Source organism: Microbacterium meiriae, assembly GCF_040702565.1.
GTDB lineage: Bacteria > Actinomycetota > Actinomycetes > Actinomycetales > Microbacteriaceae > Microbacterium > Microbacterium meiriae.
The window spans coordinates 1,151,838-1,177,745 of the sequence record NZ_JBFBLJ010000001.1; the positions used below are offsets into that span (position 1 = coordinate 1,151,838).

The 25,908-nt window shown below is 69.9% G+C and carries 24 protein-coding genes and 1 tRNA gene; 13 read left to right on the forward strand and 12 right to left on the reverse strand.

The annotated features are described in order from the left end of the window. The first annotated feature begins 31 nt into the window (after positions 1-31). The gene (locus tag AB0310_RS05600; RefSeq protein WP_366236743.1) at positions 32-616 is read left to right on the forward strand and encodes a TetR family transcriptional regulator; all 585 of its coding nucleotides are present in this window, start codon (positions 32-34) and stop codon (positions 614-616) included. Here the strand turns inward: AB0310_RS05600 and AB0310_RS05605 are convergent. From AB0310_RS05605 to sufB, 7 genes are all read right to left on the reverse strand, one after another. Further along, complete coding sequence (locus AB0310_RS05605; protein ID WP_292793699.1) at positions 579-1,949, reverse strand: MFS transporter; 1,371 nt, start codon at positions 1,947-1,949, stop codon at positions 579-581. The two genes, AB0310_RS05600 and AB0310_RS05605, sit on opposite strands and share 38 nt — an antisense overlap. Further along, positions 1,946-3,100 carry a MalY/PatB family protein gene (locus AB0310_RS05610; RefSeq protein ID WP_268776214.1) on the reverse strand — a complete coding sequence of 385 codons (1,155 nt, stop codon included), beginning with the start codon at positions 3,098-3,100 and terminating at the stop codon, positions 1,946-1,948. The genes AB0310_RS05605 and AB0310_RS05610 overlap by 4 nt, the downstream gene beginning before the upstream one ends. Before the next feature lie 94 nt (positions 3,101-3,194). Then, positions 3,195-3,524 carry a metal-sulfur cluster assembly factor gene (locus tag AB0310_RS05615; protein ID WP_017202280.1) on the reverse strand — a complete coding sequence of 110 codons (330 nt, stop codon included), beginning with the start codon at positions 3,522-3,524 and terminating at the stop codon, positions 3,195-3,197. Between the two features lie 9 nt (positions 3,525-3,533). After that, positions 3,534-4,304: a Fe-S cluster assembly ATPase SufC gene (gene sufC / locus AB0310_RS05620; RefSeq protein WP_025103648.1), complete on the reverse strand. Its 771-nt coding sequence runs from the start codon at positions 4,302-4,304 to the stop codon at positions 3,534-3,536. A 3-nt stretch (positions 4,305-4,307) separates the two neighbouring features. Next, positions 4,308-4,634: a non-heme iron oxygenase ferredoxin subunit gene (locus AB0310_RS05625; RefSeq protein WP_025103649.1), complete on the reverse strand. Its 327-nt coding sequence runs from the start codon at positions 4,632-4,634 to the stop codon at positions 4,308-4,310. Continuing rightward, positions 4,631-5,836, reverse strand: coding sequence for a Fe-S cluster assembly protein SufD (gene sufD, locus AB0310_RS05630; protein WP_366236744.1), 1,206 nt, complete (start codon positions 5,834-5,836; stop codon positions 4,631-4,633). Before sufD ends, AB0310_RS05625 begins: the two co-directional genes overlap by 4 nt. After that, entirely contained in the window at positions 5,837-7,255 is a 1,419-nt protein-coding gene (gene sufB / locus AB0310_RS05635) for a Fe-S cluster assembly protein SufB (RefSeq protein WP_136052486.1), read from the reverse strand. A gap of 231 nt (positions 7,256-7,486) precedes the next feature. Here sufB and AB0310_RS05640 point away from each other — a divergent pair, with 231 nt between their 5' ends. Beyond that, entirely contained in the window at positions 7,487-8,608 is a 1,122-nt protein-coding gene (locus AB0310_RS05640; RefSeq protein WP_292793707.1) for a COX15/CtaA family protein, read from the forward strand. Positions 8,609-8,676: 68 nt separating this feature from the next. Continuing rightward, positions 8,677-9,162 carry a hypothetical protein gene (locus AB0310_RS05645; protein ID WP_366236745.1) on the forward strand — a complete coding sequence of 162 codons (486 nt, stop codon included), beginning with the start codon at positions 8,677-8,679 and terminating at the stop codon, positions 9,160-9,162. On the opposite strand, the gene AB0310_RS05650 is transcribed toward AB0310_RS05645, so the two are convergent. After that, positions 9,108-10,013 carry a heme o synthase gene (locus tag AB0310_RS05650; protein ID WP_187661634.1) on the reverse strand — a complete coding sequence of 302 codons (906 nt, stop codon included), beginning with the start codon at positions 10,011-10,013 and terminating at the stop codon, positions 9,108-9,110. The genes AB0310_RS05645 and AB0310_RS05650 overlap by 55 nt on opposite strands. A 248-nt stretch (positions 10,014-10,261) precedes the next feature. Between AB0310_RS05650 and tkt the strand changes: the two genes are divergently transcribed. From tkt to pgl, 6 genes are read left to right on the forward strand one after another with little or no spacing between them, the layout of a single operon-like run. Next, complete coding sequence (tkt, locus tag AB0310_RS05655; protein WP_268776210.1) at positions 10,262-12,358, forward strand: transketolase; 2,097 nt, start codon at positions 10,262-10,264, stop codon at positions 12,356-12,358. Further along, positions 12,355-13,467 (forward strand): transaldolase, encoded by a 1,113-nt coding sequence (gene tal, locus AB0310_RS05660; RefSeq protein WP_187661636.1) that lies wholly within the window; start codon positions 12,355-12,357, stop codon positions 13,465-13,467. Before tkt ends, tal begins: the two co-directional genes overlap by 4 nt. After that, positions 13,464-15,071 (forward strand): glucose-6-phosphate isomerase, encoded by a 1,608-nt coding sequence (locus AB0310_RS05665; RefSeq protein WP_268776209.1) that lies wholly within the window; start codon positions 13,464-13,466, stop codon positions 15,069-15,071. Before tal ends, AB0310_RS05665 begins: the two co-directional genes overlap by 4 nt. Before the next feature lie 20 nt (positions 15,072-15,091). Next, positions 15,092-16,642 carry a glucose-6-phosphate dehydrogenase gene (gene zwf, locus AB0310_RS05670; RefSeq protein ID WP_187661638.1) on the forward strand — a complete coding sequence of 517 codons (1,551 nt, stop codon included), beginning with the start codon at positions 15,092-15,094 and terminating at the stop codon, positions 16,640-16,642. After that, positions 16,639-17,574 carry a glucose-6-phosphate dehydrogenase assembly protein OpcA gene (locus AB0310_RS05675; RefSeq protein WP_187661639.1) on the forward strand — a complete coding sequence of 312 codons (936 nt, stop codon included), beginning with the start codon at positions 16,639-16,641 and terminating at the stop codon, positions 17,572-17,574. Before zwf ends, AB0310_RS05675 begins: the two co-directional genes overlap by 4 nt. A 5-nt stretch (positions 17,575-17,579) precedes the next feature. Beyond that, positions 17,580-18,359, forward strand: coding sequence for a 6-phosphogluconolactonase (pgl, locus tag AB0310_RS05680; protein ID WP_187661640.1), 780 nt, complete (start codon positions 17,580-17,582; stop codon positions 18,357-18,359). Here the strand turns inward: pgl and AB0310_RS05685 are convergent. Further along, positions 18,353-19,393, reverse strand: a complete 1,041-nt coding sequence (locus AB0310_RS05685; protein ID WP_366236924.1) for a DMT family transporter — start codon at positions 19,391-19,393, stop codon at positions 18,353-18,355. The two genes, pgl and AB0310_RS05685, sit on opposite strands and share 7 nt — an antisense overlap. Before the next feature lie 61 nt (positions 19,394-19,454). On the opposite strand from AB0310_RS05685, the gene def reads away from it, so the two are divergent. Together def and AB0310_RS05695 are read left to right on the forward strand one after the other, a co-directional pair. Continuing rightward, on the forward strand, positions 19,455-20,021 hold the full coding sequence (def, locus tag AB0310_RS05690) for a peptide deformylase (RefSeq protein WP_025103662.1): 567 nt from the start codon (positions 19,455-19,457) through the stop codon (positions 20,019-20,021). A 116-nt stretch (positions 20,022-20,137) separates the two neighbouring features. After that, a complete protein-coding gene (locus AB0310_RS05695) occupies positions 20,138-20,653 on the forward strand; it encodes a hypothetical protein (protein ID WP_071329492.1) in 516 nt (171 codons plus the stop codon). A 64-nt stretch (positions 20,654-20,717) separates the two neighbouring features. Here AB0310_RS05695 and AB0310_RS05700 read toward each other — a convergent pair whose 3' ends face one another. Further along, complete coding sequence (locus AB0310_RS05700) at positions 20,718-22,130, reverse strand: PucR family transcriptional regulator (protein ID WP_315637672.1); 1,413 nt, start codon at positions 22,128-22,130, stop codon at positions 20,718-20,720. A 114-nt stretch (positions 22,131-22,244) separates the two neighbouring features. Between AB0310_RS05700 and AB0310_RS05705 the strand changes: the two genes are divergently transcribed. Together AB0310_RS05705 and AB0310_RS05710 are read left to right on the forward strand one after the other, a co-directional pair. Then, positions 22,245-23,342: an alcohol dehydrogenase catalytic domain-containing protein gene (locus tag AB0310_RS05705; RefSeq protein WP_187661643.1), complete on the forward strand. Its 1,098-nt coding sequence runs from the start codon at positions 22,245-22,247 to the stop codon at positions 23,340-23,342. 46 nt (positions 23,343-23,388) lie between these two features. Further along, positions 23,389-24,825: an APC family permease gene (locus AB0310_RS05710; RefSeq protein ID WP_259952238.1), complete on the forward strand. Its 1,437-nt coding sequence runs from the start codon at positions 23,389-23,391 to the stop codon at positions 24,823-24,825. 117 nt (positions 24,826-24,942) lie between these two features. Here AB0310_RS05710 and AB0310_RS05715 read toward each other — a convergent pair. Then, positions 24,943-25,018, reverse strand: a tRNA-Asn gene (locus AB0310_RS05715). A 97-nt stretch (positions 25,019-25,115) separates the two neighbouring features. Then, a complete protein-coding gene (locus AB0310_RS05720) occupies positions 25,116-25,889 on the reverse strand; it encodes an ATP-binding cassette domain-containing protein (protein ID WP_366236746.1) in 774 nt (257 codons plus the stop codon). Between the last annotated feature and the right edge of the window lie 19 nt (positions 25,890-25,908).

The following is a 25,908-nucleotide window of genomic DNA, read 5'->3' on the forward strand; positions in this document are numbered from 1 at the left end:
TCACCTGAACGCCGTTCACTATAGTGGGAGCATGAGTCCCGAGATGAATCCCGCCCGTCATGACCGGGACAGCGTCTCGCGGACGGCCCTGGCCCTCCTCGACGAGGTGGGGCTGGCCGACCTCTCCATGCGCCGCATCGCGGCTCGGCTCGACGTGCAGCCCAGCGCTCTCTACTGGCACGTGGCGAACAAGCAGGAGCTCCTCGCCGACCTCGCCGACCGGATCACCGCCGGGGTTCCCGCCGGAGACGGCGGGGTCCTCGCGACTGCCCGCGCGCTCCGCGACGCCCTCTTCGCCTACCGGGACGGCGCGGAGCTCGTGCTCAGCACGTACGCGCTCCAGCTGGGCTCGGCCCAGGCCCGCGAGGCTCTGGTCGCGGCCCTCCGCGCGGAGGGAGCTCAGGACGCCGAGGACCGCGGCGCCGCGATCCTGCATTTCGTGCTCGGTCATGCGACCCTCGTCCAGCAGCGGATGCACGCCGACAGTCACGGCGCCCTCCCGTCCTCCAGCGAGGTCGACGTGACGGCGGGTCTGGACCGGGTGTTCGACCTCGGTGTGATCGCCCTCGCCGGTGAGCTCAGCGCACCGAAGACTCCGCGGCGTGCCCGAGCCTGAGCCCGGGGATCACCGCGAGCAGCACCAGCCCGACACCGAGGACGAACACGACCGCGAACGCATCCGCCCGGCCACCCAGAGTGGCGACGGCGAGCCCCGCCAGCGCGATCGCGACCGCCGAACCCGTCGCGTCCGAGATCGAGAGCGCCGAGGAGTTGAATCCCTGGTTCGTCTCATCCGAGTAGGCGAGGGTCAGCACGGTGAGCCGCGGGTACAGCAGCCCCATGCCGCCCCCGGCGAACGCCCACCCGACGATCACGAAGATCGGCGAGGCGTCGAACGCCGCGGCGGCCAGCACGCAGAGCATCGCCACGAGCAACGCTCCCAGGCTGAGAGCCGTGATGCGGTGGTTGCCCAGCCGCTCACCGTAGCGACCCTGCGCGGCGGACGCACCGGCCCACGCGAAAGCGGCCAGCATGAGGGCGACCCCGGCCCAGGTGGCGGAGAAGTCGAACTTCCGCATGAGCAGGTACGGGATGTAGGCCTCCGCGGCGAAGAACGCGCCGGCCGCCACGCCGCGCATGAGCACGACACTGGGAAGGCCGGCGCCGGCGCGCAGCGTGCGTCGCGGCAGAAGGGGCAGCACGGCGACACCGATCGCGAGCACGGCTCCCAGCGCGACCGGCCAGCCGATCGCCGGATCGAGCTCGGCGGACAGTCCGATCACCACCGCGAGCACCGCGACGACGATGGCGAGCGAGAGGCGCGTGAGCAGCGCCCGCCGGTCCTGCGGCTCCCCGCGGCCGAGGTCGACACCGCGCAAGCGGATCGCGACCATGGAGAACGCGATCGCGGTCAGCACCGCCACGCCCAGGAACGCCCATCGCCAATCGAGGTACTCCGCCACCGCTCCCGCGAGGAAGGGCCCGATCATCGACGGCACCACCCAGGCGGCCGCGAATGCCGCGAACACCCGCCCGTGCAGGTACGGCGGATACAGCCGCGCGACGACGACGTACAGAGCGACGGTCTGGCCACCGGCACCGAGCCCCTGCACCAGTCGTCCGATCAGGAACTGGGGCATCGTCGCCGCGAACCCGGAGATCAGCAGGCCGAGGATGAAGAGGGTGACGGCGGCGTACAGCGCGCCGCGCGGACCGCGCGCGTCCGACCAGGAACCGGCCGCGACCATCCCGATCACGCTGGTCGCGAGCGTGCCCGCGAAGGCGACGGCGTACAGCGACTGGCCGTCCAGGGCATCGCTGACGATCGGCATGACCGTCGTCACCGCGAGGGCCTCGATCGCGGCGAGGAAGATCAGGGCGACAGCGCCCAGAGTCACCCAGACCCGGCTGCGGTCCCAGATCGTGGCGGTCGGCTCCGCAGCCGTCATCGCTCGACGAGCGCGGCGATGCGCTCGATCGCCTCGGTGAGGATCTCGGGGCTGGTGCCGAAGTTGAGCCGCACGTGTCCGGCCCCTTCCTCCCCGAAGGCCGGGCCGAAGTGCAGCGCGACCTTCGCCTCGCGGAGGATCTGCCGGGCGGGATTGTCGCCCCAGCCGAGTGCCGAGAGGTCGATCCACGCGAGGTACCCCGCGTCCGGAATGCGGTAGCGGGCGGCGGGCAGGTGACGGGCGAGGAGATCTTCCAGCAGCACGCGGTTCTCGTCGAGGGTGCGCAGGAGGCCGTCGAGCCAGGCGTCGCTCTCCTCCGAGAATGCGGCGACGGCCGCGAGCAGACCGAACTGTCCCGTCCGCCACTCCACCTCGACCGGCAGGTCGCGAACGACCGCGGACGTCTCTTCCGCGGCGGTCACCATGAGCGCGCACTTCAGTCCCGCGAGATTGAACGCCTTGCTCGCGCTGACGACGGCATAGCCGACCCGGGCTGCCGCGTCGCTCGTGGCGAGGAAGGGCGTGAAGCCCGCGCCGGGCTGCGCGAGCGGTGCATGGATCTCGTCCGATACGACCGTCGCGCCGAACTCCTCGGCCAGGTCAGCCAGCGCGGCCAGCGTCTCCCGATCGTGCACGGTGCCCGTGGGGTTGTGCGGGTTGCAGAGGAGGATGGCCGTCGCGCCGTCCTCGAACGCGGCGCGGATCCCGTCGAGGTCGAGCTCCCACCGCGTCCCCGTGTCGCGCAGCGGCACCCGCTGCACCTCGGCTCCCGCCTCGGCGACGAGGTCGTAGAAGGGCGGGTAGACCGGAGGCGTCACGACGACGCGCTCCCCCGGCTGCGTGACGCGGCGGAGGATCTCGACGATGCCCATGCTCACGTCCGCCGTGCTGCGCATCCGTGCGGGGTCGGGACGCCAGCCGAAGCGGCGCTCCGCGAAACCCGCGTAGGCCTCCGCGAGCGGTGTCCGCGAGGCGATGTACCCGGTGTCCCCGAGGTCCAGCGCCCGCTGCAGAGCGGCGGTGATGGGCGGAGCGAGCGGGAAGTCCATCTCCGCGACGAAGAGGGGCAGCACGTCCTCGGGATACTCCCGCCACTTCTCGCTGGTGCGCTCGCGCAGCTCCGACAGCGGCAGGGCCTTGACCGACAGCATTCGTCCTCCGATTTCTCTCCGCGCCGATGCGGAGACGTCGAAGCGGGCGTGCCCGGCACGCCCGCTTCGTCTGGTGGTCAGGTGACCGGAACGCTCAGATCGCGAAGCCGAGAGCACGCATCATGTCGCGTCCGTCGTCCGTGATCCGCTCGGGTCCCCACGGCGGCATCCACACCCAGTTGATGCGGAAGCGGTCCACGACGTTGTCCAGGGCCTGCGCCGTCTGGTCTTCGAGGACATCCGTGAGCGGGCAGCCCGCACTGGTCAGCGTCATGTGGATGACGAGAGCGTCGTTCTCGTCATCCCAGGCGAGGTCGTAGATGAGCCCGAGGTCGACGACGTTGATCCCGAGCTCAGGATCCATCACGTCCTTGAGGGCCTCGGTGACCGCGTCGTACTTCTCGTCCGTCAGGGTCGCTGTCATGCGATCAGCCTACGCCTCGATGGGAGCGGAGGGGTCGAGGAACCGGTCGTAGCCCTCGTTCTCCAGACGGTCGGCGAGCTCGGGTCCGCCCTCCTCGACGATCTTGCCCGCGACGACCACGTGGACGTAGTCCGGGCGGATGTAGCGGAGGATCCGGGTGTAGTGCGTGATGAGCAGCACACCGAGACCGGTGGACTCCTTCGCGCGGTTGACACCCTCGGAGACGATCTTCAGCGCGTCCACGTCGAGGCCGGAGTCGGTCTCGTCGAGCACGGCGAACTTCGGCTTGAGCACCTCGAGCTGGAGGATCTCGTGGCGCTTCTTCTCGCCACCCGAGAAGCCCTCGTTGACGTTGCGCTGCGCGAACTTCGGGTCCATGCGGAGGTTGGCCATGGACTCCTTGACGTCCTTGGTCCACTGCCGGATCGAGGGCGCCTCGCCGTCGAGCGCGGTCTTCGCGGTGCGCAGGAAGTTCGTCACGGTCACGCCGGGGATCTCGACCGGGTACTGCATGGCGAGGAACAGGCCGGCGCGGGCGCGCTCGTCGACGCTCATCGCCAGGACGTCCTCACCGTCGAAGGTGATGGAGCCGGACGTGACCGTGTACTTCGGGTGGCCCGCGATCGTGTAGGCCAGGGTGGACTTGCCGGAGCCGTTGGGGCCCATGATGGCGTGGGTCTCACCAGTGTTCATGGTGAGGGTGATTCCGTTGAGGATCGGGGTGGTCCCCGCCTCGGTCTCGACCGTCACATGCAGGTCGCGGATCTCGAGAACAGACATTCTTCAGACTTCCTTCGTCACAGCGGGATCGATGAGCACGTCGTCGCCGTCGATCTCGACGACGTAGACCGGAACGGGCTCATATGCGGGGAGATTCTGGGGCTTGCCGGTGATCAGGGAGAACGCCGAGCCATGAGCCCAGCACTCCACCGTGTCGCCTTCCACGAAGCCCTCGGACAGCGAGATGTCGCCGTGGGTGCAGGTGTCGCCGATGGCGTGGATGACGCCCTCGCCGTCCTTGATGACCGTGATCGGCACACCGTCCGGCTCGACGCGCAGCGGCGTGTCCTGCTCCAGCTCGGAGACGCCGCAGACGCGCTGCGCGGTCACGCGTTCACCTCGGCGAGCTCGGCCTCGATGGCGGCCAGCAGCTCCGACTCCAGGTCGGGGATGCCAAGGCGCAGCACGATGTCGGTGAGGAAGCCGAGAACCACCAGGCGGCGGGCCTCGTCCTCCGGGATGCCGCGAGCCTGGAGATAGAAGAGCTGCTCGTCGTCGAAGCGGCCGGTGGCACTCGCGTGCCCGGCGCCGACGATGTCGCCCGTCTCGATCTCGAGGTTCGGGATGGAGTCGGCGCGCGCGCCCTCCGTGAGCACCAGGTTGCGGTTGGCCTCGTACGAGTCGGTGCCGGTGGCATCCGCACCGATGAGCACGTCGCCGATCCACACGCTGTGGGCGCTCTCGCCCTGCAGCGCGCCCTTGTAGAGCACGTCGCCGGTCGTGTGCGGGCCCTTGTGGTGCAGGTACACCTGGCTCTCCAGGTGCTGGCCGGAGTCGGCGTAGGACAGCCCGTACAGGTAGCCCTCGGAGCCGGCACCGGCGAGCTCGACGCTCGGGTTCACGCGCACCACGCCGCCGCCGAAGCTCACGACGAAGTGCTTGAGCGTGGCGTCGGCCGCGACTCGCGCCTGGTGGGCGGCCGCGTGCACGGCGTCATCGTCCCACTGCTGCACGGAGACGACCGTGAGCTTCGCCCCGTCACGGACGATGATCTCGACGTTCTGGGCGTACTGCGCCGAGCCCTTGTGCTGCAGCACCACCGTGGCGGAGCTGTGCTCGAGGGCCTCGATCACGATGTGGGCATCCGCCCGGCGGTCGGCTCCGGTGCCCGTGAGCGACACGAAGATCGGCGCCGCGACCTCCTCCTCGCGCGGGATGCGGATGTGCAGCGCCTCGGAGGCGCCCTGCCACGCGACGGCGGCGGTGATGTCCTCGGCGAGGAAGACCTCGCCGCGCGGAGCGGTTCCCGCCGTGAGCGGTGCGCCGACGTACTGCTCGCCGGACGTGAAGGAGTACTGCACGCCCTCCTCGCCCTCCGCGGTGCGGAACAGCGGCGTGAGCGCGGCCACCGGCGTGTGCTTCCAGTTCACCTCGCGACCGGTCGGCGTGCCGAAGTCGTCCGGGTCGAACGAGTGCGGGCGCTCGGAGCGGGTCTGCACCGGGACGAATCCCGCGTCCGCCACCTGGGCGGCCGGGTCGATGTGCGCGTTCGTGTGCTGCGCCTCGCTGGGCGCTGTCGTCGAGGCCGCCATTTAGCCGACCGATCCTTCCATGCCCATCTCGATGAGCTTGTTCAGTTCCATCGCGTACTCCATGGGCAGCTCGCGCGCGATCGGCTCGATGAAGCCGCGCACGATCATCGCCATCGCCTCGTCCTCGGGCATGCCGCGGGACTGCAGGTAGAAGAGCTGCTCCTCGCTGACCTTCGAGACCGTGGCCTCGTGCCCGAGCTGCACGTCGTCGACACGGATGTCGATCGCCGGGTAGGTGTCGGAGCGCGACTTCGTGTCCACGAGCAGCGCGTCGCAGCGGACGGTGTTGGCGGAGTGGTGCGCAGCGGCGTCGACACGGACCTCGCCGCGGTAGCCGGCACGGCCACCGCCACGCGCGATCGACTTCGAGACGATCGACGACTGCGTGTACGGCGCCATGTGGATCATCTTCGCGCCGGCGTCCTGGTGCTGGCCGGGACCGGCGAACGCGACGGAGAGGGTCTCGCCCTTGGCGTGCTCGCCCATCAGGTAGATCGACGGGTACTTCATCGTCACCTTGGAGCCGATGTTTCCGTCGACCCACTCCATGGTCGCGCCCTCGTGCGCCACGGCGCGCTTGGTGACCAGGTTGTAGACGTTGTTCGACCAGTTCTGGATCGTCGTGTAGCGCACGCGGGCGTTCTTCTTCACGATGATCTCGACGACGGCCGAGTGCAGGGAGTCCGACTTGTAGATCGGGGCCGTGCAGCCCTCGATGTAGTGGACGTAGCTGTCCTCGTCGGCGATGATCAGGGTCCGCTCGAACTGGCCCATGTTCTCGGTGTTGATGCGGAAGTAGGCCTGCAGCGGGATCTCGACGTGCACGCCCTTGGGGACGTAGACGAACGATCCGCCCGACCAGACGGCGGTGTTCAGCGCGGCGAACTTGTTGTCGCCCGCCGGGATGACGGTGCCGAAGTACTCCTCGAAGAACTCGGGGTGCTCGCGCAGGGCGGTGTCGGTGTCCATGAAGATGACGCCCTGCTGCTCCAGGTCCTCGCGGATCTGGTGATACACGACCTCGGACTCGTACTGCGCGGCGACGCCGGCGACGAGACGCTGACGCTCGGCCTCGGGGATGCCCAGGCGCTCGTACGTCTCGCGGATCTCCTCGGGGAGGTCTTCCCAGCTCTGCGCCTGCTTCTCGGTGGAGCGGACGAAGTACTTGATGTTGTCGAAGTCGATGTCGCTGAGGTCGGCGCCCCACGTCGGCATCGGCTTGCGGCCGAAGAGCTGATAGCCCTTGAGGCGGGTCTTCAGCATCCACTCCGGCTCGTTCTTGAGGGCCGAGATCCCGCGGACGACCTCTTCGGAGATCCCGCGTTTGGCGACGGCACCCGCGGCATCCTCATCGTGCCAGCCGAATTCGTACACCCCCAGACCATCGAGCTCCGGGCGGTCGATCAGCACATCCGACATGCAACACTCTCCTCACAGGTCCCAAACGGTGTCATCCGCCCCGACACACCTGATCCCCGTCGAGTCTGCGGGAGCGGGTGCCGTTGGTGGGCCCTCATCACGGGCGCTTCCATCGCGCCTAAACTGTTGACGATGCTTCAGCGCTGTCAGCGCTCATCGCAACAATCCGATTCTACAGGTTCCGCCTGACGGACGGGCCGTGCGCCACGTCTTCGACGGGCCGGAGGACTTATGCCCGAGACGACCATCCCCACCGCTTCGACGACGCGGGCGACCCCCTCCCCCCGCTCCGCCGTATGGGGTCGCGCGCTCACCGTCTTCGCCTGGCTGTCGTTCCTCAGCGAGACGATCATCATCGGCACCGGCGGTGCGGTGCGTCTGACGGGCTCCGGCCTCGGCTGCACCGAGTGGCCGCTGTGCACACCCGAGTCGCTCGTCCCGATCGTCGAGGTGCAGGGCATCCACGGGATGATCGAGTTCGGCAACCGGCTGATGACCGGCGTCGTCGGGATCATCGCGATCGCCGTCGTCCTGCTCGTCCTGCACACCATCAGCGGCCGCCGGGCGCTCATCAACGCCCTGTGGTTCGCTGTCGGCGGTCTCGCCGGGGCGGCGGTCGCCTTCGCCCTGGTCTCGCTCACCGACTTCCCGGCGTTCCCCGTCGCCTCCGCCGTGCTCCTGATCGCGGTGATCGCGGCCGCGGTCCACTCGGTCCGCACGACGCCCGCCCGGCGGGACCTCGTCCTCCTCGCCTGGCTCGTGCTGATCGGCGTCGTCGCGCAGGCCTTGGTCGGCGGCATCACCGTGCTCACGGGCCTGAACCCCTTCATCGTCGGGTTCCACTACACGTCGTCGCTCCTGCTCGTCTGCATCACCGCCGCGTTCCTCGTGCGGCTGGCGACTCCGGAAGGACCGCGCGAACGGGCCGTCCCCACCTGGTTCGCGATCGTGACGCACATCACCGGCCTCGCCCTGGCCGTGACCATCCTGTTCGGCGTGCTGACGACCGGCTCCGGCCCGCACTCCGGCGACGCCGACGTGCTGCGCCGCGGCTTCGACGCCACGGTCCTCGCCCATGTCCACTCCTGGCCGGGTTACATCCTCGCCGCGCTCGTGCTCTTCCTGACGGTGGCGGCCTGGGTCCTTCGTCTCGAGCCCCGCCGGTGGCTGCTCGTGCTCGTCATCGCGATCCTCGTGCAGGTCGCCGTCGGCGTCTGGCAGGCGCGAGAAGGGCTTCCGCCCGTGCTCGTGGGCATCCACATGGTCCTGGCATCGCTCTCCGCCGCGACTTACACCGTCGTCGTGCTGCACCTCAAGCGCACCGCGTCCGTCGTACCCGCCCCTGCCGACTGACCTGCCGCACAGACGATCCATAGCGCGCGCACCGGGCGCTCATCACCGCATCGACCATCGTGGTCGACATGAACAAGACACTCACCCGCAGCGCCGGGTTCTGGCTCCTCATCGTCGTCTCCCTCGCCGCGGTCGGGGTCGGCGGCTGGATGATCGCCGGACAGGTCGGCACGATGACCACGACCCTGATGGACGGCACCGCCACCGGTGTCGAGGTGTACGTCGGTCAGTCGCTCGTCGTCGTCGGCGCCGTCGTCCTCGGCGCGGGCCTGGTGGGCCTGCTCCTGTCGCTCGTCCTCGTCGCCGCGCGCACGCTGGTCGCCACCCCCGTCGCCGCCGCGCCGATCGTCGAGCAGGAGGCGCCGATCATCCAGGACGAGACGGCCGAAACGGTCTCAGTCCCGCGCGAGGAGCCCGCTCTCCCGGCCGCCGCCGCAGAGTTCGCAGAGCCGCAGGTCGATGCGGAGCCGGCGTCCGCGGAGCCCCAGGCCGACGAGGATCAGAAGGGCAGCAGCGGGTCGATCGCCACGGCGACGAACAGCAGCGTCAGGTAGGTGATCGAGGCGTGGAAGACCCGCATCGGCCGCGCCTCGGTCCCCCGCACCGCCTGGTTGTACAGGCGATGCGATTCGTAGATGAACCAGCCGCCGAACACCAGGGCGGAGACGGTGTAGACGAGGCCCATGCCGGCGATCGGCACGAGCAGCAGCGAGCAGGCGACCGTGGCCCACGCGTACAGGATGACCTGCAGGCCGACCTGCGACGCGTTACGGGTGACGCCGAGCATGGGCACGTCGACGTCGTCGTAGTCGTCCTTGTACTTCATCGACAGCGGCCAGTAGTGCGGCGGCGTCCAGAGGAAGACGAGCAGGAACAGGATGAAGGCGGGCCAGTCGAGCGATCCGGTGACGGCGGACCAGCCGATGAGGACCGGGAAGCAGCCCGCGATGCCGCCCCAGATGATGTTCTGCTCGGTACGGCGCTTGAGGATCATCGTGTAGATCACGACGTAGAAGAAGATCGCGGAGGCCGACAGGACCGCCGTGAGCCAGTTCGTGGTGAACCAGAGCCACACGGTCGACACGATCGCGAGCGTCCACGAGAAGATCAGGGCACCGCGCGGGCTGACCTCGCCGGTCACGAGCGGGCGGTTCTCCGTACGGTGCATGTGCGCGTCGATGTCGCGATCGAGGTACATGTTGAACGCGCCGGCGGAACCGGCGCTCATGGACCCGCCGATGACGGTCGCGAGGACCAGCCAGAGATCGGGCAGCCCACCCTGCGCGAGGAACATGACCGGAACGGTCGAGACGAGGAGGAGTTCGAGGACTCGGGGCTTCGTCAGAGTCACGTAGGCGCTCACCGTGCGACCGATGGACGACTTCCGTACGGTCTGATCAGACATCGTCGAGATCTCGATCGCCTCCTCCGCGCGCGTTACCGGACAACCTCTCCAGTGTATGACACGCCGTGACGCCTTCCGCGCCTTCCGGCCCCCGGCCGCCGGGACCGTCACCGCTATGCTGAGAGCACTCGCGCGCCCGGTGCTGCGCACAAACCCGCCCGTCCCCGGACGATGCGGGATGCGCCAGGGAAGTTGCGGATGCGCCAGGGAATACCGGCGCCCTCGAAACTGTCGGAAAGGGCATGAACGTGTCGGAATTGCAGTGGGACGAGATCGATCGACGCGCGGTGGACACCGCCCGGATCCTGGCGGCCGATGCGGTCGAAAAGGTCGGCAACGGTCATCCCGGCACGGCGATGAGTCTGGCCCCCGCCGCCTATCTGCTGTACCAGCGTGTGCTGCGGCATGACCCGACCGACACCGACTGGCTCGGCCGCGACCGCTTCATCCTCTCGGTCGGCCACTCGTCGCTGACGCAGTACGTGCAGCTCTACCTCGGTGGGTTCGGCCTCGAGCTCGACGACCTCAAGGCGCTCCGCACGTGGGGTTCGAAGACGCCCGGCCATCCCGAGTACGGCCACACCAAGGGCGTCGAGATCACGACGGGTCCGCTGGGCCAGGGCCTCGCCTCCGCGGTGGGCTTCGCCTACGCCGCCCGCTACGAGCGCGGCCTCTTCGACCCGGATGCCGCGACCGGCACCAGCCCGTTCGACCACTTCGTCTACGTGATCGCAGGCGACGGCGACCTGCAGGAGGGCGTGACCAGCGAGGCCTCCTCGCTCGCCGGTCACCAGCAGCTCGGCAACCTCATCGCCATCTACGACTCCAACCAGATCTCGATCGAGGACGACACCAACGTCGCCTTCACCGAGGACGTGGCCGCCCGCTACGAGGCCTACGGCTGGCACGTGCAGACCGTGGACTGGAAGAAGACCGGCGAATACGTCGAGGACGTCGCCGAGCTCCACGCCGCGATCGAGGCCGCCAAGGGCGAGACCGACAAGCCGTCGCTCATCATCCTCAAGACCATCATCGGCTGGCCGGCACCCGGCAAGCAGAACAGCGGCAAGATCCACGGCTCGGCGCTCGGCGCCGACGAGCTCGCCGCCACCAAGAAGGTCCTCGGGTTCGACCCGGAGCAGACCTTCGTGGTCGCCGATGACGTGCTGGAGCGCACCCGCGGCCTCGCGGAGCGCGCCGCCGAGGCCCGCGCCGCCTGGCAGGAGTCGTTCGACGCCTGGGCGGCCGCCAACCCCGAGCGCAAGGCCCTGCTCGACCGCGTCGAGGCGCACGAGCTTCCCACCGACATCGCGGACGCGCTCCCGGTGTTCGAAGCCGGCAAGGACGTCTCCACCCGCGCCGCGTCCGGCCAGGTCATCAACGCGCTGGCGGCGCAGCTCCCCGAGCTCTGGGGCGGCTCCGCCGACCTCGCCGAGTCGAACCTCACGACGATCAAGGACGCACCGTCGTTCATCCCCGCCGAGTGGTCGACGCACGAGTGGTCGGGCGCCCCGTACGGCCGGGTGCTCCACTTCGGCATCCGCGAGCACGCGATGGGCGCGATCGTCAACGGCATCGTGCTGCACGGGCCCACGCGCGCCTTCGGGGGCACGTTCCTCATCTTCAGCGACTACATGCGTCCGGCCGTGCGCCTTGCCGCGCTGATGAACGTGCCGAGCGTCTTCGTCTGGACGCACGACTCGGTCGCCCTCGGCGAGGACGGCCCGACGCACCAGCCGATCGAGCAGCTCGCGACGCTGCGCGCGATCCCGAACCTGGCCGTCGTCCGTCCGGCGGACGCCAACGAGACGGCCGCCGTGTGGCTCGAGATCCTCCGGCGCCACGAGGGCCCGGCCGGCATCGCGCTGACCCGCCAGAACATCCCGGTGTTCCCGCGCGGCGAGGGCGAGGCTTCGGGCGATACCTTCGCCTCCGCCGCCCAGGCTGCCAAGGGCGCCTACGTCCTGGCCGAAGCGCCGAACGGCACGCCGGACGTCATCATCGTGGCCACCGGCTCCGAGGTGCAGCTCGCGGTGAACGCCCGCGAGGTGCTCGCCGGCGAGGGCGTGAACGTCCGCGTCGTCTCCGCCCCCTCGCTGGAGTGGTTCGCGGAGCAGGACGAGGCCTACCGCGAGAGCGTGCTGCCGGCGTCCGTCACCGCCCGCGTCTCGGTCGAGGCCGGTTCCGTGCTCACGTGGCGCGGCATCGTCGGCGACCGCGGCCGGTCGGTCGGCATCGATCACTTCGGCGCCTCCGCCGATTACAAGACCCTCTTCGAGAAGTTCGGCATCACCACCGAGGCCGTCGTCGCGGCCGCCCGCGAGACCATCAAGGAGAACGCATGAGCACCCCCACCGCCCAGCTCGCCGCCGCCGGCGTCAGCATCTGGCTCGACGACCTCTCGCGCACCCGCATCTCCTCCGGCAACCTCGCCGAGCTGATCGCGTCGCGCAACGTCGTGGGCGTCACCACGAACCCGACCATCTTCGCGAACGCGATCACGGACAAGAACGACACGTCCTACGACGCGCAGGTCACCGAGCTCGCCGCGTCCGGAGCCTCCGCCGAGGACGCCGTGTTCGCCGCGACGACCCAGGACGTCCGTGCCGCGCTCGACGTCTTCCGCCCGGTGTGGGAGGAGTCCGGCCACGTCGACGGTCGCGTCTCGATCGAGGTCTCCCCCGACCTCGCCCACGACACCGACGGCACCGTGGCGCAGGCCAAGGAGCTGTGGAAGACCGTCGACCGCCCCAACCTCCTGGTCAAGATTCCGGCCACGAAGGCGGGGCTCCCCGCGATCACCGAGGCGATCGCGAACGGCATCAGCGTCAATGTCACGCTCATCTTCAGCCTGGAACGCTACGCCGAGGTCATCGACGCCTACCTGACGGGACTGGAGCGCGCGCACAGCGGCGACTTCGACCTGTCCAGCATCCATTCGGTCGCCTCGTTCTTCGTGTCCCGCGTCGACACCGAGACGGACAAGCGTCTGTCGGCGATCGGCTCCCCCGAGGCGGAGGCGCTCAAGAGCAAGGCCGGTCTCGCGAACGCGCGCCTCGCCTACGAGCTGTTCGAGCAGAAGTTCGCCGAGAAGCGCGCACAGGACCTCCTCGCGCTCGGCGCGAACCTCCAGCGTCCGCTGTGGGCCTCGACCGGCGTCAAGGACCCGAACCTCCCCGACACGCTGTACGTGACCGAACTGGTCGCAGACGGCGTCGTCAACACGATGCCGGAGAAGACCCTCGAGGCGACGTTCGACCACGCCGTCGTCACGGGAGACACCATCACCGGCGGCTACGAGGAGGCCCGCGAGGTCTTCGCCGGGCTCGCCGAGGTGGGCGTCGACTTCGACGCCGTGACCGAGGTGCTCGAGGAGGAGGGGGTCGCGAAGTTCATCGACTCCTGGCACGATCTGCTCGCACAGGTCACCGAGGCTCTGGAGGCACAGCGATGACCTTCGCCATCCACGCATCGGGCGCGGCGCGCGTCGCCATCGAGGAGACCGTGCCGGCCCTGGTCCACGACCTCGTCGCCTCCCGCATCACCGGTGGCGACGCCACGCTCTGGGGCCCGGCCGCCGAGGCCGAGGCGTCGGTCCGCCTCGGCTGGGTCGAGGCCGTCTCGGTCTCCCGCCCGCTCGTCGCCGAGATCGTCGCGCTGCGCGAGGAGCTCGCGTCGAAGGGCGTCACCCGCGTGGTCCTCGCCGGGATGGGCGGCTCCTCGCTCGCCCCCGAGGTCATCGCGCAGACCTCCGGCGTCCCGCTCACCATCCTCGACTCCACCGCCCCGGGTCAGGTGCTCGCCGCCCTCGACGAGGGTCTCGCGGAGACGGTCCTCGTCGTGTCGTCGAAGTCGGGCTCCACGGTCGAGACCGACTCGCAGCGCCGGACCTTCGAGGCCGCCTTCCGCGACCTCGGCATCGATCCCACCGAGCGGATCGTCGTGGTCACGGACCCCGGCTCCCCGCTCGACGCCTCGGCACGCGAGGCCGGCTACCGGGTCTTCAACGCCGACCCGAACGTGGGCGGCCGCTACTCGGCGCTGACCGCCTTCGGCCTCGTCCCCTCGGGACTCGCCGGCGTCGACATCGACGAGCTCCTGGACGAGGCCGAGGCCTCGCTGCTCGAGGTCGCCGTGGACTCCGCCGACAACCCCGCACTCCGTCTCGGAGCCGCGATCGCCGCCACGAGCCCCCGCCGCGACAAGCTGGGTCTGATCACCGACGGCACGCACATCAAGGGGCTGCCGGACTGGATCGAGCAGCTGATCGCCGAGTCCACGGGCAAGGAGGGCACGGGCATCCTCCCGGTCGTCCTGCTCCCGGTCTCGCCGGAGCTGGACCCGGTCCCCGCCGACCTCCAGATCGTGCGTCTCGTCGACGACGCCAACGAGTTCCACCTGCACGAACGGCACGAGGGCGAGATCCTCGTCAGCGGCACGCTCGGCGCGCAGTTCATCGTCTGGGAGTACGCCACGGCGATCGCCGGGCACCTCCTCGGGATCAACCCGTTCGACCAGCCCGACGTCGAGTCGGCCAAGGTCGCCGCCCGAGGTCTGCTCGACGCGCGCCCGGAGCCGACGGCTCCCGCGTTCGTCGAGAACGGTGTCGAGGTCCGGGTCTCCGACCCCGCCCTCGCCGCGTCGGGAACGGTCGAAGGCGTGCTGGACGCTCTCTGGGCGCAGCTCCCCGCCGACGGCTACGTGTCCATCCAGGCGTACGTCAACCGCCTCGAGGTGCCGCAGCTCCAGGGTCTGCGCGAACTCGTCGCCGCCGACTCGGGGCGCCCGACCACGTTCGGCTGGGGACCGCGCTTCCTGCACTCCACGGGCCAGTACCACAAGGGCGGCCCCGCCCAGGGCGTGTTCCTGCAGATCCTGGAGCGCACGGACGTGGACCTCGAGATCCCCGACCGCCCGTTCACGTTCGGGCAGCTCATCCAGGCGCAGGCAGCCGGCGACGCGGGTGTGCTCGCGGAGCACGGACGGCCCGTCGTCTCGCTGACGATCACCGAGTCCTCGGACGACGTGCTCGCCCTGTTCGAAGCCGCACAGAAGTAATCGCAGGAGAGCCCCCACCGATGTCTGTACCCATCTCGCGCGGGCACAACCCGCTGCGCGACCCCGACGATCGTCGTCTCAACAGGATCGCGGGGCCCAGCGCCCTCGTGATCTTCGGCGTGACGGGTGATCTGTCCCGCAAGAAGCTCATGCCGGCGGTCTACGATCTCGCGAACCGAGGACTGCTGCCGCCCGGCTTCGCGCTCGTGGGCTTCGCCCGCCGCGACTGGGAGGACCAGGACTTCGCCCAGGTCGTCTACGACGCGGTGAAGCAGCATGCCCGCACGCCGTTCCGCGAGGAGACCTGGACGCAGCTGCTCCAGGGCATCCGGTTCGTCTCCGGCGAGTTCGACAACCCCGACTCCTTCCGCAAGCTGCGGGAGACCGTCGAGAAGCTCGACGTGGAGCGCGGGACCATGGGCAACCACGCCTACTACCTCTCCATCCCGCCGAAGGACTTCCCGCTCGTCGCGAAGCAGCTCAAGGACTCGGGCCTCGTGGGCGAGGACGCGGACGACGACGAGCGCTGGCGGCGCGTCGTCATCGAGAAGCCGTTCGGGCACGACCTCGAGTCGGCCCGCGCTCTCAACGCCGCCCTCGAGGTCGCGTTCCCTGCGGACTCGATCTTCCGCATCGACCACTACCTCGGCAAGGAGACGGTGCAGAACATCCTCGCGCTGCGCTTCGCCAACGAGCTGTACGAGCCGATCTGGAACCGCAACTACGTCGATCACGTGCAGATCACGATGGCCGAGGACATCGGCGTCGGCGGTCGCGCCGGGTACTACGACGGGATCGGCGCCGCACGCGACGTCATCCAGAACCACCTGCTCCAGCTCCTCGCGCTCACGGCGATGGAGGAGCCCATCAGCCTCTCCGCCGAGCATCTGCGAGCAGAGAAGGAGAAGGTCCTCGCCGCGGTGCACGTGCCGGAGGATCTGTCCCTCGCCACCGCGCGCGGGCAGTACGCCGGAGGCTGGCAGGGCGGTGAGAAGGTCACCGGCTTCCTCGACGAGGACGGGATGGACCCCGAGTCGACGACCGAGACCTACGCGGCGATCAAGCTGGAGATCGACACCCGGCGCTGGGCCGGCGTGCCGTTCTATCTGCGGACGGGCAAGCGCCTGGGCCGACGCGTGACCGAGATCGCGGTGGTGTTCAACCGCGCACCGCAGCACCTGTTCGGGCGCGGCAACGCCTCGGAGCTCGGTCAGAATGCGCTCGTGATCCGCGTGCAGCCCGACGAAGGCGTCACGATCCGCTTCGGCTCGAAGGTGCCGGGCAACGGGACGAACGTCCGCGACGTGACGATGGACTTCGGCTACGGCCACGCGTTCACGGAGGCGAGCCCGGAGGCGTACGAGCGTCTGATCCTCGACGTCCTCCTGGGCGACCCGCCGCTGTTCCCGCGGCATGAGGAGGTCGAGCTCTCCTGGAAGATCCTCGACCCGGTGGAGAAGTACTGGGCCGCCCAGGGCGGTCCGGTGGAGCAGTACGCGCCCGGCTCGTGGGGACCGGCCTCGGCCGACGACCTGCTGGCCCGCGACGGACGAGTCTGGAGACGCCCGTGATCATCGACCTTCCCGACACGACCGTCAGCCAGGTCGCGAAGCAGCTCGTCAAGGTGCGCGAGGAGGGCGGCGCCGTCGCCCTCGGCCGCGTCCTCACCCTCGTCATCTCGGCCCGCAAGGGGGTCGCTGAGGCCGCCATCGATGCCGCGAACGATGCGTCGCGCGAGCACCCGATGCGCGTGATCGTGCTGACCACCGGCGACGGCGAGTCCCGACTGGACGCGCAGATCCGCGTGGGCGGCGACGCCGGTGCGAGCGAGGTCGTCGTGCTGCACGCGCACGGCGACGCCGCGAGCAACGAGGAGAGCCTCCTCACCGGTCTGCTCCTCCCCGACGCGCCGGTGGTGGCGTGGTGGCCGGATGAGGCTCCCACCGCTCCGGCGACGTCGCCTCTCGGCCGCATCGCCCAGCGCCGGATCACCGACGCCGCGACGTCCCCCGACGTCCGCGACCGGCTCGCGCTCCTCGGGCGCACGCACGCCCCGGGCGACACCGACCTGGCCTGGACGCGCCTGACCCACTGGCGCGAGCAACTGGCCGCGGTGCTGGACCAGCCGCCGTACGAGACCATCACCGCCGTCGAGGTCCGCGGGGCGAGCGCCTCGCCGTCCACGGCGCTGCTCGCCGCCTGGCTGCAGATGGCACTCGACGTCCCGGTCCGGTGGTCGTACGAGGACCCGGAGCACTGGCAGGAGGGCATCAAGTCGGTGCGCCTCACGCGCGAGTCCGGCGACATCCTGCTCGAGCGGCCGTCGCCGGGCGTGGCCGTGCTCACCCAGCCCGACCAGCCCGATCACGACCTCCACCTGCCGCGGCGCACGCTGCGCGAGTGCCTTGCCGAGGAGCTGCGCCGGCTCGACCCCGACGTCCTGTACGGTCGAGTGATCACGGAGGGCTGGGAGAAACTCGGTCCGCCCGAGACAGGAGAGTGACCTCGATGCCGGGATCGTCCGCAGAGAAGCGGGTCGTGGTCGAATCCACCCCGACCACCCTCGCCCTCCGGGTCGCCGATCGCTTCCTCACCCGCGTCCGCGCGCGCACGCGCAACGGCCGGCTGGCTCACATCGCCCTGACGGGCGGGTCGATGGGCGGCGCCGTGCTGCGCGCTGTCCGGGAGAATCCGCGAGCCGCCGAGATCGACTGGTCCCTCGTCCACTTCTGGTGGGGCGACGAGCGGTACGTCCCTCGGGACGACGCGGACCGGAACGCTCTCCAGTCCCGGGAGGCGCTGCTCGATCACATCGACGTCCCGGCGGAGAACGTGCACGAGGTCGCCGGCTCCGACAGCGGACTCGACCTCGATCAAGCCGCCGCCGCGTATGCCGCCGAGCTCGCCCGTTTCGGCACCGAGGAGCACCCGTGGCCGTCGTTCGCGGTGTGCTTCCTCGGCGTCGGTCCCGACGGTCACATCGCCTCGCTCTTCCCGGACCGCGAGGAGGTCACCGTGACCGACGCCGCGGCCCTCCCGGTGCGGGACTCCCCCAAGCCTCCGCCCGAGCGGGTGACCCTCACCCGCCCTGTGCTGAATGCCTCCAAGCGCGTGTGGCTGGTCCTGACCGGTGCCGACAAGGCCTCCGCGCTGGGCCTCGCTCTCGCCGGCGCCAGCTACACGAGCGTTCCGGCAGCCGGGGCGAAGGGACGCAAGCGGACGGTGTTCTTCGTCGACGAGGCGGCGGCATCCGAGGTCTCACCCGACCTCATCGACCAGGCCTACTGAGCGTCGGGGTCGCGCGTCTCGCGCGGGTCCGACTGCTCCGGCGCGCCCGATGACGGCGCCGCAGGCGGGGCCACGGGATCACTCCCCCGGGTGATGCCGAGGTCCTGGCTCTCGCTGAGGACCTGCGGATGGAACCGGGCGAGCCCGACGACACCCCAGACGGCGATGCCGCCGGCGACTCCGAAGATGATGAAGACCCACCACGGCGCCGCCGCGGCCTCGCCGAGCACGAGCATGCCGATGAGCACGGCCACCATGGGGTCGACGACCGTCAGGCCCGCGATGACGAGGTCAGGGGGACCGGAGCTGTAGGCGGTCTGCACGAAGTACGCACCCACCGCGCCCGCCGAGAGCAGCGCGAGCAGGCAGACCGCGGTGATCCACTCGAACTGGCCCGCCTCGATCCGCTTGATGATGACCTTCGCGAGGGTGGCGACGAAACCGTAGAGGATGCCGGCGCCGATGATGTAGAACAGCGCCCGCATCCGGTGCCGGAGGATCAGCCAGCATGCCCCGAGCACGATGATCACGACGAGCAGGATCGCGAGGATGACGAACAGCTCTCGGTCCGTGACCTCCTTCTCCGTGGCGTAGATCGCGGCGAAGAACACGAACAGGAAGATGCCGCCGACACAGGCGATGATCGCGGTGAGGGACTGCCGCGTGGGGGCGTGGCCTGAGATGCGGGCATTGAGCAGCGTCGTGATGACCAGCGCGATGGCGCCGAGCGGCTGCACCACGATGAGGGGCGCCTTGACGAGGGCGGCGAGCTGGCAGACGATCGCGAGGCCCAGCATGAGCGTGCCGACCACCCAGGACGGGCGGGTGAACAGGCGCTTGAGCTGATCGAAGCTGAGGCCGGCGGCACCGTCGGAGCCGCTGAGCCGCTCGACCTTCTCCACGCCCCGGTGCTGGTACTGCGCGCCGAGCGACATGAACACCGCGCCGGCGAGGGCCAGCGGGATGCCCAGGAGCAGGCCGGGGTTCTGGAACGCTCCGACCAGCTGGTCGCCGACGTCCTCGACCGTCCCCATCCACACCCCTGCGCTCACAGTACGACCCTACCCGGAGAGTGCCGCCGACTAGGGTTGTGACGTGGCTGTCCTTCCGATTCGCATCATGGGCGATCCCGTCCTGCACTCCCCCGCCTCCCCCGTCGAGGCCATCACCGACGAGATCCGCACCCTCGTCGCGGACATGTTCGAGACCATGGACGCCGCGCCCGGCGTCGGCCTCGCCGCTCCGCAGGTCGGGGTGCCTCTGCGGATCTACACGTACTCGTACGTCGACGACGACGACCAGCCCTGGCGCGGTGTCCTCATCAACCCGGAGCTGTGGATGACGCCTCCGGAGCCGGGCGCTCCCGACCCCGAGCTGGAGTCCGAGGGCTGCCTGTCCTTCCCCGGTGAGCGGTTCCCGTTGCGCCGTTCCGACCGCGTGCGCGTGACGGCGACGGACCTGGACGGTGGCCCCGTCACGCTCGAGGTGGACGGCTGGCGCGCCCGCATCATGCAGCACGAGTTCGACCACCTCGACGGCGTGCTCTACATCGACCGCCTCTCGGACTCCGACTGGAAGACCACGCAGAAGATCGCCCGCAAGCGCGGCTGGGGGCGACCGGGTGCCAGCTGGCTCCCCGGCGTCGACGACCTCGAGGGCTGATCGCATTCAGCCCACGCACAGCATCCTTCAAGTTGCGTCATAGACTCCGGGCACTATAGCGTGTTCGCGGCGGGGATATTCAGCATGCCCCGCGTCACGCTCTGAAGGGGAAATCCATGATGAAGTCGCGCACCCGTCGCGCACTCGTGCTCACCGGTTCGGCCGTCGCCGTCTCGCTCGCCCTCACCGGTTGCAGCGCGATCAACAGCATCCTCGGCGGCGGTCGCGCCGACGCCGACCGCGACGAGGAGACCGGCCAGGTCACCGAGAGCGCGAACATCGACGTCTTCTCGGTGAAGCTCGGCGACTGCATGCTCGAGACCGGCTCCGGAATGCTCACCGACGCGAACGTCGTGCCGTGCTCCGAGCCCCACGACGAAGAGGTCTTCTACGAGATCAAGATGGACGACGGCGACTACTCGGAGGACGCCATCAGCGCCGCCTCCGAGGGCTGCATCGGCGACGCGTACACCTCCTTCGTCGGCGTCTCCTACCAGGAGTCCGCCCTGGACGTGACCACGCTCACCCCCAGCAAGGACTCGTGGGAGCAGGCCAACGACCGCGTGATCCAGTGCATCATCATCGACCCGGCCGGCCAGGTCGAGGGATCGCTCAAGGGCGCCGCACGCTGATCCGACGGCATCTCCACGAAGGGCTCCGCCATCAGGCGGGGCCCTTCGTCGTCCGGGTCGTGGGTCAGTCGTCGGAGGCGCGCAGCGCGAGCCACGCCGCGACGCGGTCATCCGGATCGCTCAGGGAGAGTCCGATCAGATCCTCGATCCGTCTGACGCGGGTCGTCAGCGTCTGCCGGTGGATGCGGAGTCGCGCCGCACTCTCGCTCCAGGCTCCGTTCGTCGCGAGGAACACCCGGAGGGTGTCCAGCAGCTCGGCCGGCCTCTCGGCGGCGCGCAGCGGATCGAGCAGTCGGGCGAGGCGGCCGGTCTGATCGCTGTCCAGCGCCCCGAGCACGAACGACACCGTCGGGATGGCCTCGTAGCGGACCACGCGTTCGCCCCCGGTGCGCGCGGCTTCGCAGGCGTGCCGCGCCTCGTCGATGCTGCGCGCGAGAGCATCGGTGCCCGCCGGTCGGCCGAGACCGAGATAGAGGGTCGAGGCGAACGCCCTGGCGCGATGCGCGATCTGGTCGGCATGGTCCTCGCGCACGACGCCCTGGACGATTCCCCGCTGCGACGTGAAGACGTGCTCCGCGCCCAGCTCGTCGAGCCAGAGGCCGAGCAGATGCTCGACGTCGACACCGCTGGTACGGGAGGCGAGGGCGAACCCCACCAGCACGCGCTCGTGCACGCCCCAGCGGCGGAGCAGACGAGTGGCCTCCTCCCCTCCCTCGCGCACGGTCTCGAACATCATCGAGCGGCCGAGGCGCTCCAGCTGACTGCTGTCCCTCGTGCGCATGAGCAGATCGAGCAGCGCCGCGGCCTGCGAGCTCAGTTCCCGACCGCGGCCGGAGCTGTCGTTACGCGGAGCGGTCACGAGCTGCGCGCTGATGTCCTGACCGGGACCGACCGGGTGCACCTGGAGGGCGCGATGCCGCACCCGCACCGGCCTGCCGACGGCGACCGCGATCGCGTCGTCGATGTGCAGGCTTCCGGCACCCGCCGTCGTGATGACCTCACCATGCCGGTCCAGCAGCACCGCCCACCCGTCAATGCGGTGCGCGAGCTCGGCGATGACGCCGGTGATGCCGCTGCGTCGCGCCGCCAGTGTGAGCACCCGCATCGCCGAGGTGATGGCGCGAGCCTCCGCCGCCTGATCGACCGCGAGGAGCGAGGTCAACGTCGGGACCAGCAGCGACGGCGGCATCGGCACCCCGACGATGGCCGTGATTCCCGCGTCCCGCACCGCTTCGCGAAGACGGGGGCTGTCGTCGCTCGTGACCGCCACGGCCTCCCCCAGCGCGGCGCGCCGGTCGCCGGCGACGCCGAAGAGCGCGGTCTCTTCGGCCACGACGAGCGTCGCATGGAGCGGATCCACCGGTGGACCGAAGTCGTCGAGGGGTACGACCGCGTTGACGGGCCGCGCACCGGGAACGGCGCCGGGCAGCAGCTCCGCGCGGAGATATCGGGCCACCGAGGCGACGTCACGAGCCACCCTCCGATCATACAGATTGTCGAAGAGCAGCCGTTCTCTTCACATATCTGTCGGATGCCGAGGAGTTCCGCTCTCTCCTAGCATCGTGCGCATCCCCACTTCCCGAAGGATGTCATGAAAGCTGTTGTCTTCCGCGACCCCCAGTCGCCCATCGAGTTCGTCGACGTCGACCTCGCCCCGCCCCGCGCCGGTGAGGTGCGCGTGCGCATCGCCGCTGCCGGTGTCTGCCACTCCGACCTGCACGTCAAGCGCGGCGAGTGGGATGCGGCCGCTCCCCTGGTCATGGGCCATGAGGGCTCCGGCGTCGTCACCGAGCTCGGCGAAGGCGTCACCACCCTCGCTGTCGGCGACCACGTCGTGCTGAGCTGGGTGCCGCCGTGCGGCGAGTGCCGGTACTGCCGCGCCGGCCACGAGGCGCGGTGCCAGAAGGTCGCGACCGTGGTCGCGCCGCTGGGCGTCCTCTTCGACGGCACCTCCCGGCTGAGCCTCGACGGCGAGCAGCTGCACCACTACCTCGGTGTCTCGTCGTTCGCGGAAGAGGTCGTCGTCCCCGCGTCCGGAGCCGTGAAGGTCCGCGACGACGCGCCCCTCGACGTCATCGCCGTCGTCGGCTGCGCCGTCGCGACCGGTGTCGGCGCCGTTCTCAACACCGCCGCCGTCGAGCCGGGGTCGACCGTCGCCGTCATCGGCTGCGGCGGCGTCGGCCTCAACGTCGTCCAGGGAGCCCGTCTCGCCGGCGCCGAGCGTATCGTCGCGATCGACGTGCGCCCGGAGAAGACGCAGATGGCGCTGCAGTTCGGCGCCACGGATCGCATCGACGCCTCCCAGGGCGACGCGGTGGCCCAGTTGCGCGAGCTCATCCCGGACGGCGTCGACTACGCCTTCGACGCGATCGGGCGCACCTCCACGACCGAGCAGTCCATCCAGATGCTCGGACTCGGCGGCGCCGCCGTGATCGTCGGCCTGCCGCCCACAGGGGCGCGTGCCTCGTTCGAGCCGCTCGTCCTCGCCGAGGCCGACCAGCGCATCCTCGGCTCGAACTACGGCTCGGTGCGACCGTCGATCGACGTCCCCGCACTCGTGGACCGCTACATGGACGGGCAGCTGAAGATCGACCCCCTGATCTCGGGCCGCCGACCGCTGTCCGAGGCCGCCGCCGCGCTGGACGACCTCGACGGCGGCTCGGCCCTCCGCACCCTCCTCATCCCCTGACCGCCACGCGCGGCTCCCATCCCTGAAACCCGAATCCAGGAGAACCATGTCAGACACCGTCGTCGCCCCGCCCGGCGCCCCGCAGGATGCCGGCCTCCGCACCGGCGTCATGAGCGGGCCCGAGCTCGCCGCCCAGGCCATCGCCAACATCGCCCCCAGCGCCGTCATCGCCTTCACGGCCGCCGCCATCTTCCTCGGCGCCGGGAACGGCACCATCTACGCCTTCGCCCTGGCCACGATCGTGATCCTGTGCGTCGGGTACTGCGTGGTGGTGTTCGCCCGCAAGCATGCCTCCGCCGGCTCACTCTACACCTACGTCTCCAAGGGTCTCGGGCCGTTCGGCGCCTTCCTCGCCGGCGTGACGCTGCTGATCGGCTGCTTCGGCATCGCGGCCGCCTCCCTCAGCGGCTCGGTCAGCTACATGGGCCAGTTCCTGAGCATGCTGGGCCTGCCCGCGCAGGGCCTGGGGTGGGATGTCGGCCTGGCGATCCTGCTCGGTGGCCTGGCGACCCTCTTCACGATCCGCGGCATCCGGCTCTCCGCCCGGGTCTCGCTCGTCCTCGAGCTGCTCTCCGTCGGCATCATCCTCGTGCTGCTCATCGCAGCGCTCGCGTGGGCGGGGCCCTCCGCCTGGGACCCCGCGCAGGTGCTCGCGACCGGCTCCTCGTTCCAGGGCATCGCGTCCGGCATGGTGCTCGGCATCCTGGGCTTCGTGGGCTTCTCCTCCGCGGACGCCCTGGGGCGCGAGGCCAAGGAGCCGTACAAGGCGATCCCCCGCGCGATCATGTGGAGCGCCCTCGGTGTCGGCGTGCTCTACGTCTTCGCCGCCTACACGCAGATCGCGGTGCTCGGCGACGACCTCGCCACCGCCGCGAGCCCGCTGGAGAGCATGTCCGCCCTCATCGGCATGCCGGGCTGGTTCGCGGCCGTGCTCACCTTCGGCGTGTCCGCGTCGTTCTTCGCCGTGGTCGTCGCCCCGCTCAACGTGATCGGCCGCATCGTCTACGTGATGGGCAAGGAAGGCGTCGTCGCCGAGCGCTTCGGCCGCACGCACGAGCAGCACCTCACGCCGCACCGCGTGCTCATCCTCGCCGGTGCTGCGGCGATCACGGTCGACATCGTGCTGCTGGTCGCGGGAGCCGCGACGGGCGACATCCTCGTCTGGGTCAACACCTGGGGCACCTACGGCTACATGGTCGCCTACGCCCTCGTCGCCATCGCGTGCGTGGTCTACACCCAGCGGGCGAAGATGCGGAACGGTCTCGTGAAGGTCTGCGCGACGGTCGCCGTCGTGACGATGGCGTACGTCTTCTTCGCGAACGTGTGGCCGGTGCCGGCCTTCCCGTACAACGTGATCCCGTACGTATTCCTCGTCACCGTCGCCCTCGCGCTGACCCGGTACGCCTACCTCGCCCGTCGCCGCCCTGACGTGATCGCCCGGATCGGCAACACCGAGACGAGTGCCATGGAGGGCGTCGGCTGAACGACGCTCCCCGCAGAGAAGAGCCCCTCCGCGTGGAGGGGCTCTTTCTCTGCGTCCGGCGCGGTCGTGCGGTCCGGATACGAGAGAAGCCCCCTCCGTGGAGGGGGCTTCTCTCGTTGGCTCCCCGGCTTGGACTCGAACCAAGAACCTGCCGGTTAACAGCCGGCTGCTCTGCCAATTGAGCTACCGAGGAATGTGCGCCGCTGTGCGGGCAACTCGTCAAGCTTAGCAAACTCCGGACGCGGTTCGTGACACCGGGGCACCTTCCGCGGCCGTCGGGCGTGTCGCGCTCAGCGGCGTGAATCCGACTCCGCATTGGGCACCCACAGCAGGTCCTTCCCGACGCCGCGCGCGACGACATGGCCCCCACGCAGCATGAGCGTCTCGGCGTTGAGTTCCCGGATGAAGTCCGCGTCGTTGGTGACCAGGAGCGCGGCCATCCCCTCCTCCTTGCGACGCCGGGTGATGGCGTCGAAGACCACCGGCCGCACCTCCAGATCGAGGTTCGCGAGGATCTCGTCGGCGATGAGCACGCGCGGCTCCAGCACGAACGAGCGGGCGATCGCGACGCGCTGCCGCATCCCCGCGCTGAGCTCGTACGGAAACTTCGCCGCAGTCCCGAGCGGCAGGTGGAGCTCATCGAGGAGCGTCGCCACGCGGATCGAGAGCGCGCGGGTGTTGACGCGCTTCTCCCGGATGAGGATCGGCTCGGCGATGACCTCGTTGACCGTCAGCTGCGGCGGCAGGTCCGCCCCGGAGCCCTGGGGCACGAAGCCCGTGCGGTAGGTGAGGATGCGGTGCTTGCGGCCTGGGCGGCGGATGTCGATGCCGCAGACCTGTGCCCGGCCGCCGACGACGCGCACCGAGGGATCGGTCGAGCCCGCGAGCGCGGCGACGAGGGTCGACTTGCCCGAGCCGGTCGGTCCCGCGACGCAGATCAGCCCCCCGGGAGCGAGCGAGAACGTCACGCCGTCGACCGCGCGATTGGGCGCGCCGTGACCGATCCGGTCGATGACCAGATCGGAGCACTCGATCGCGTTCGAGGATTCGGGCGTGCGGGGCATATGTCCATCCTGCCGTCTC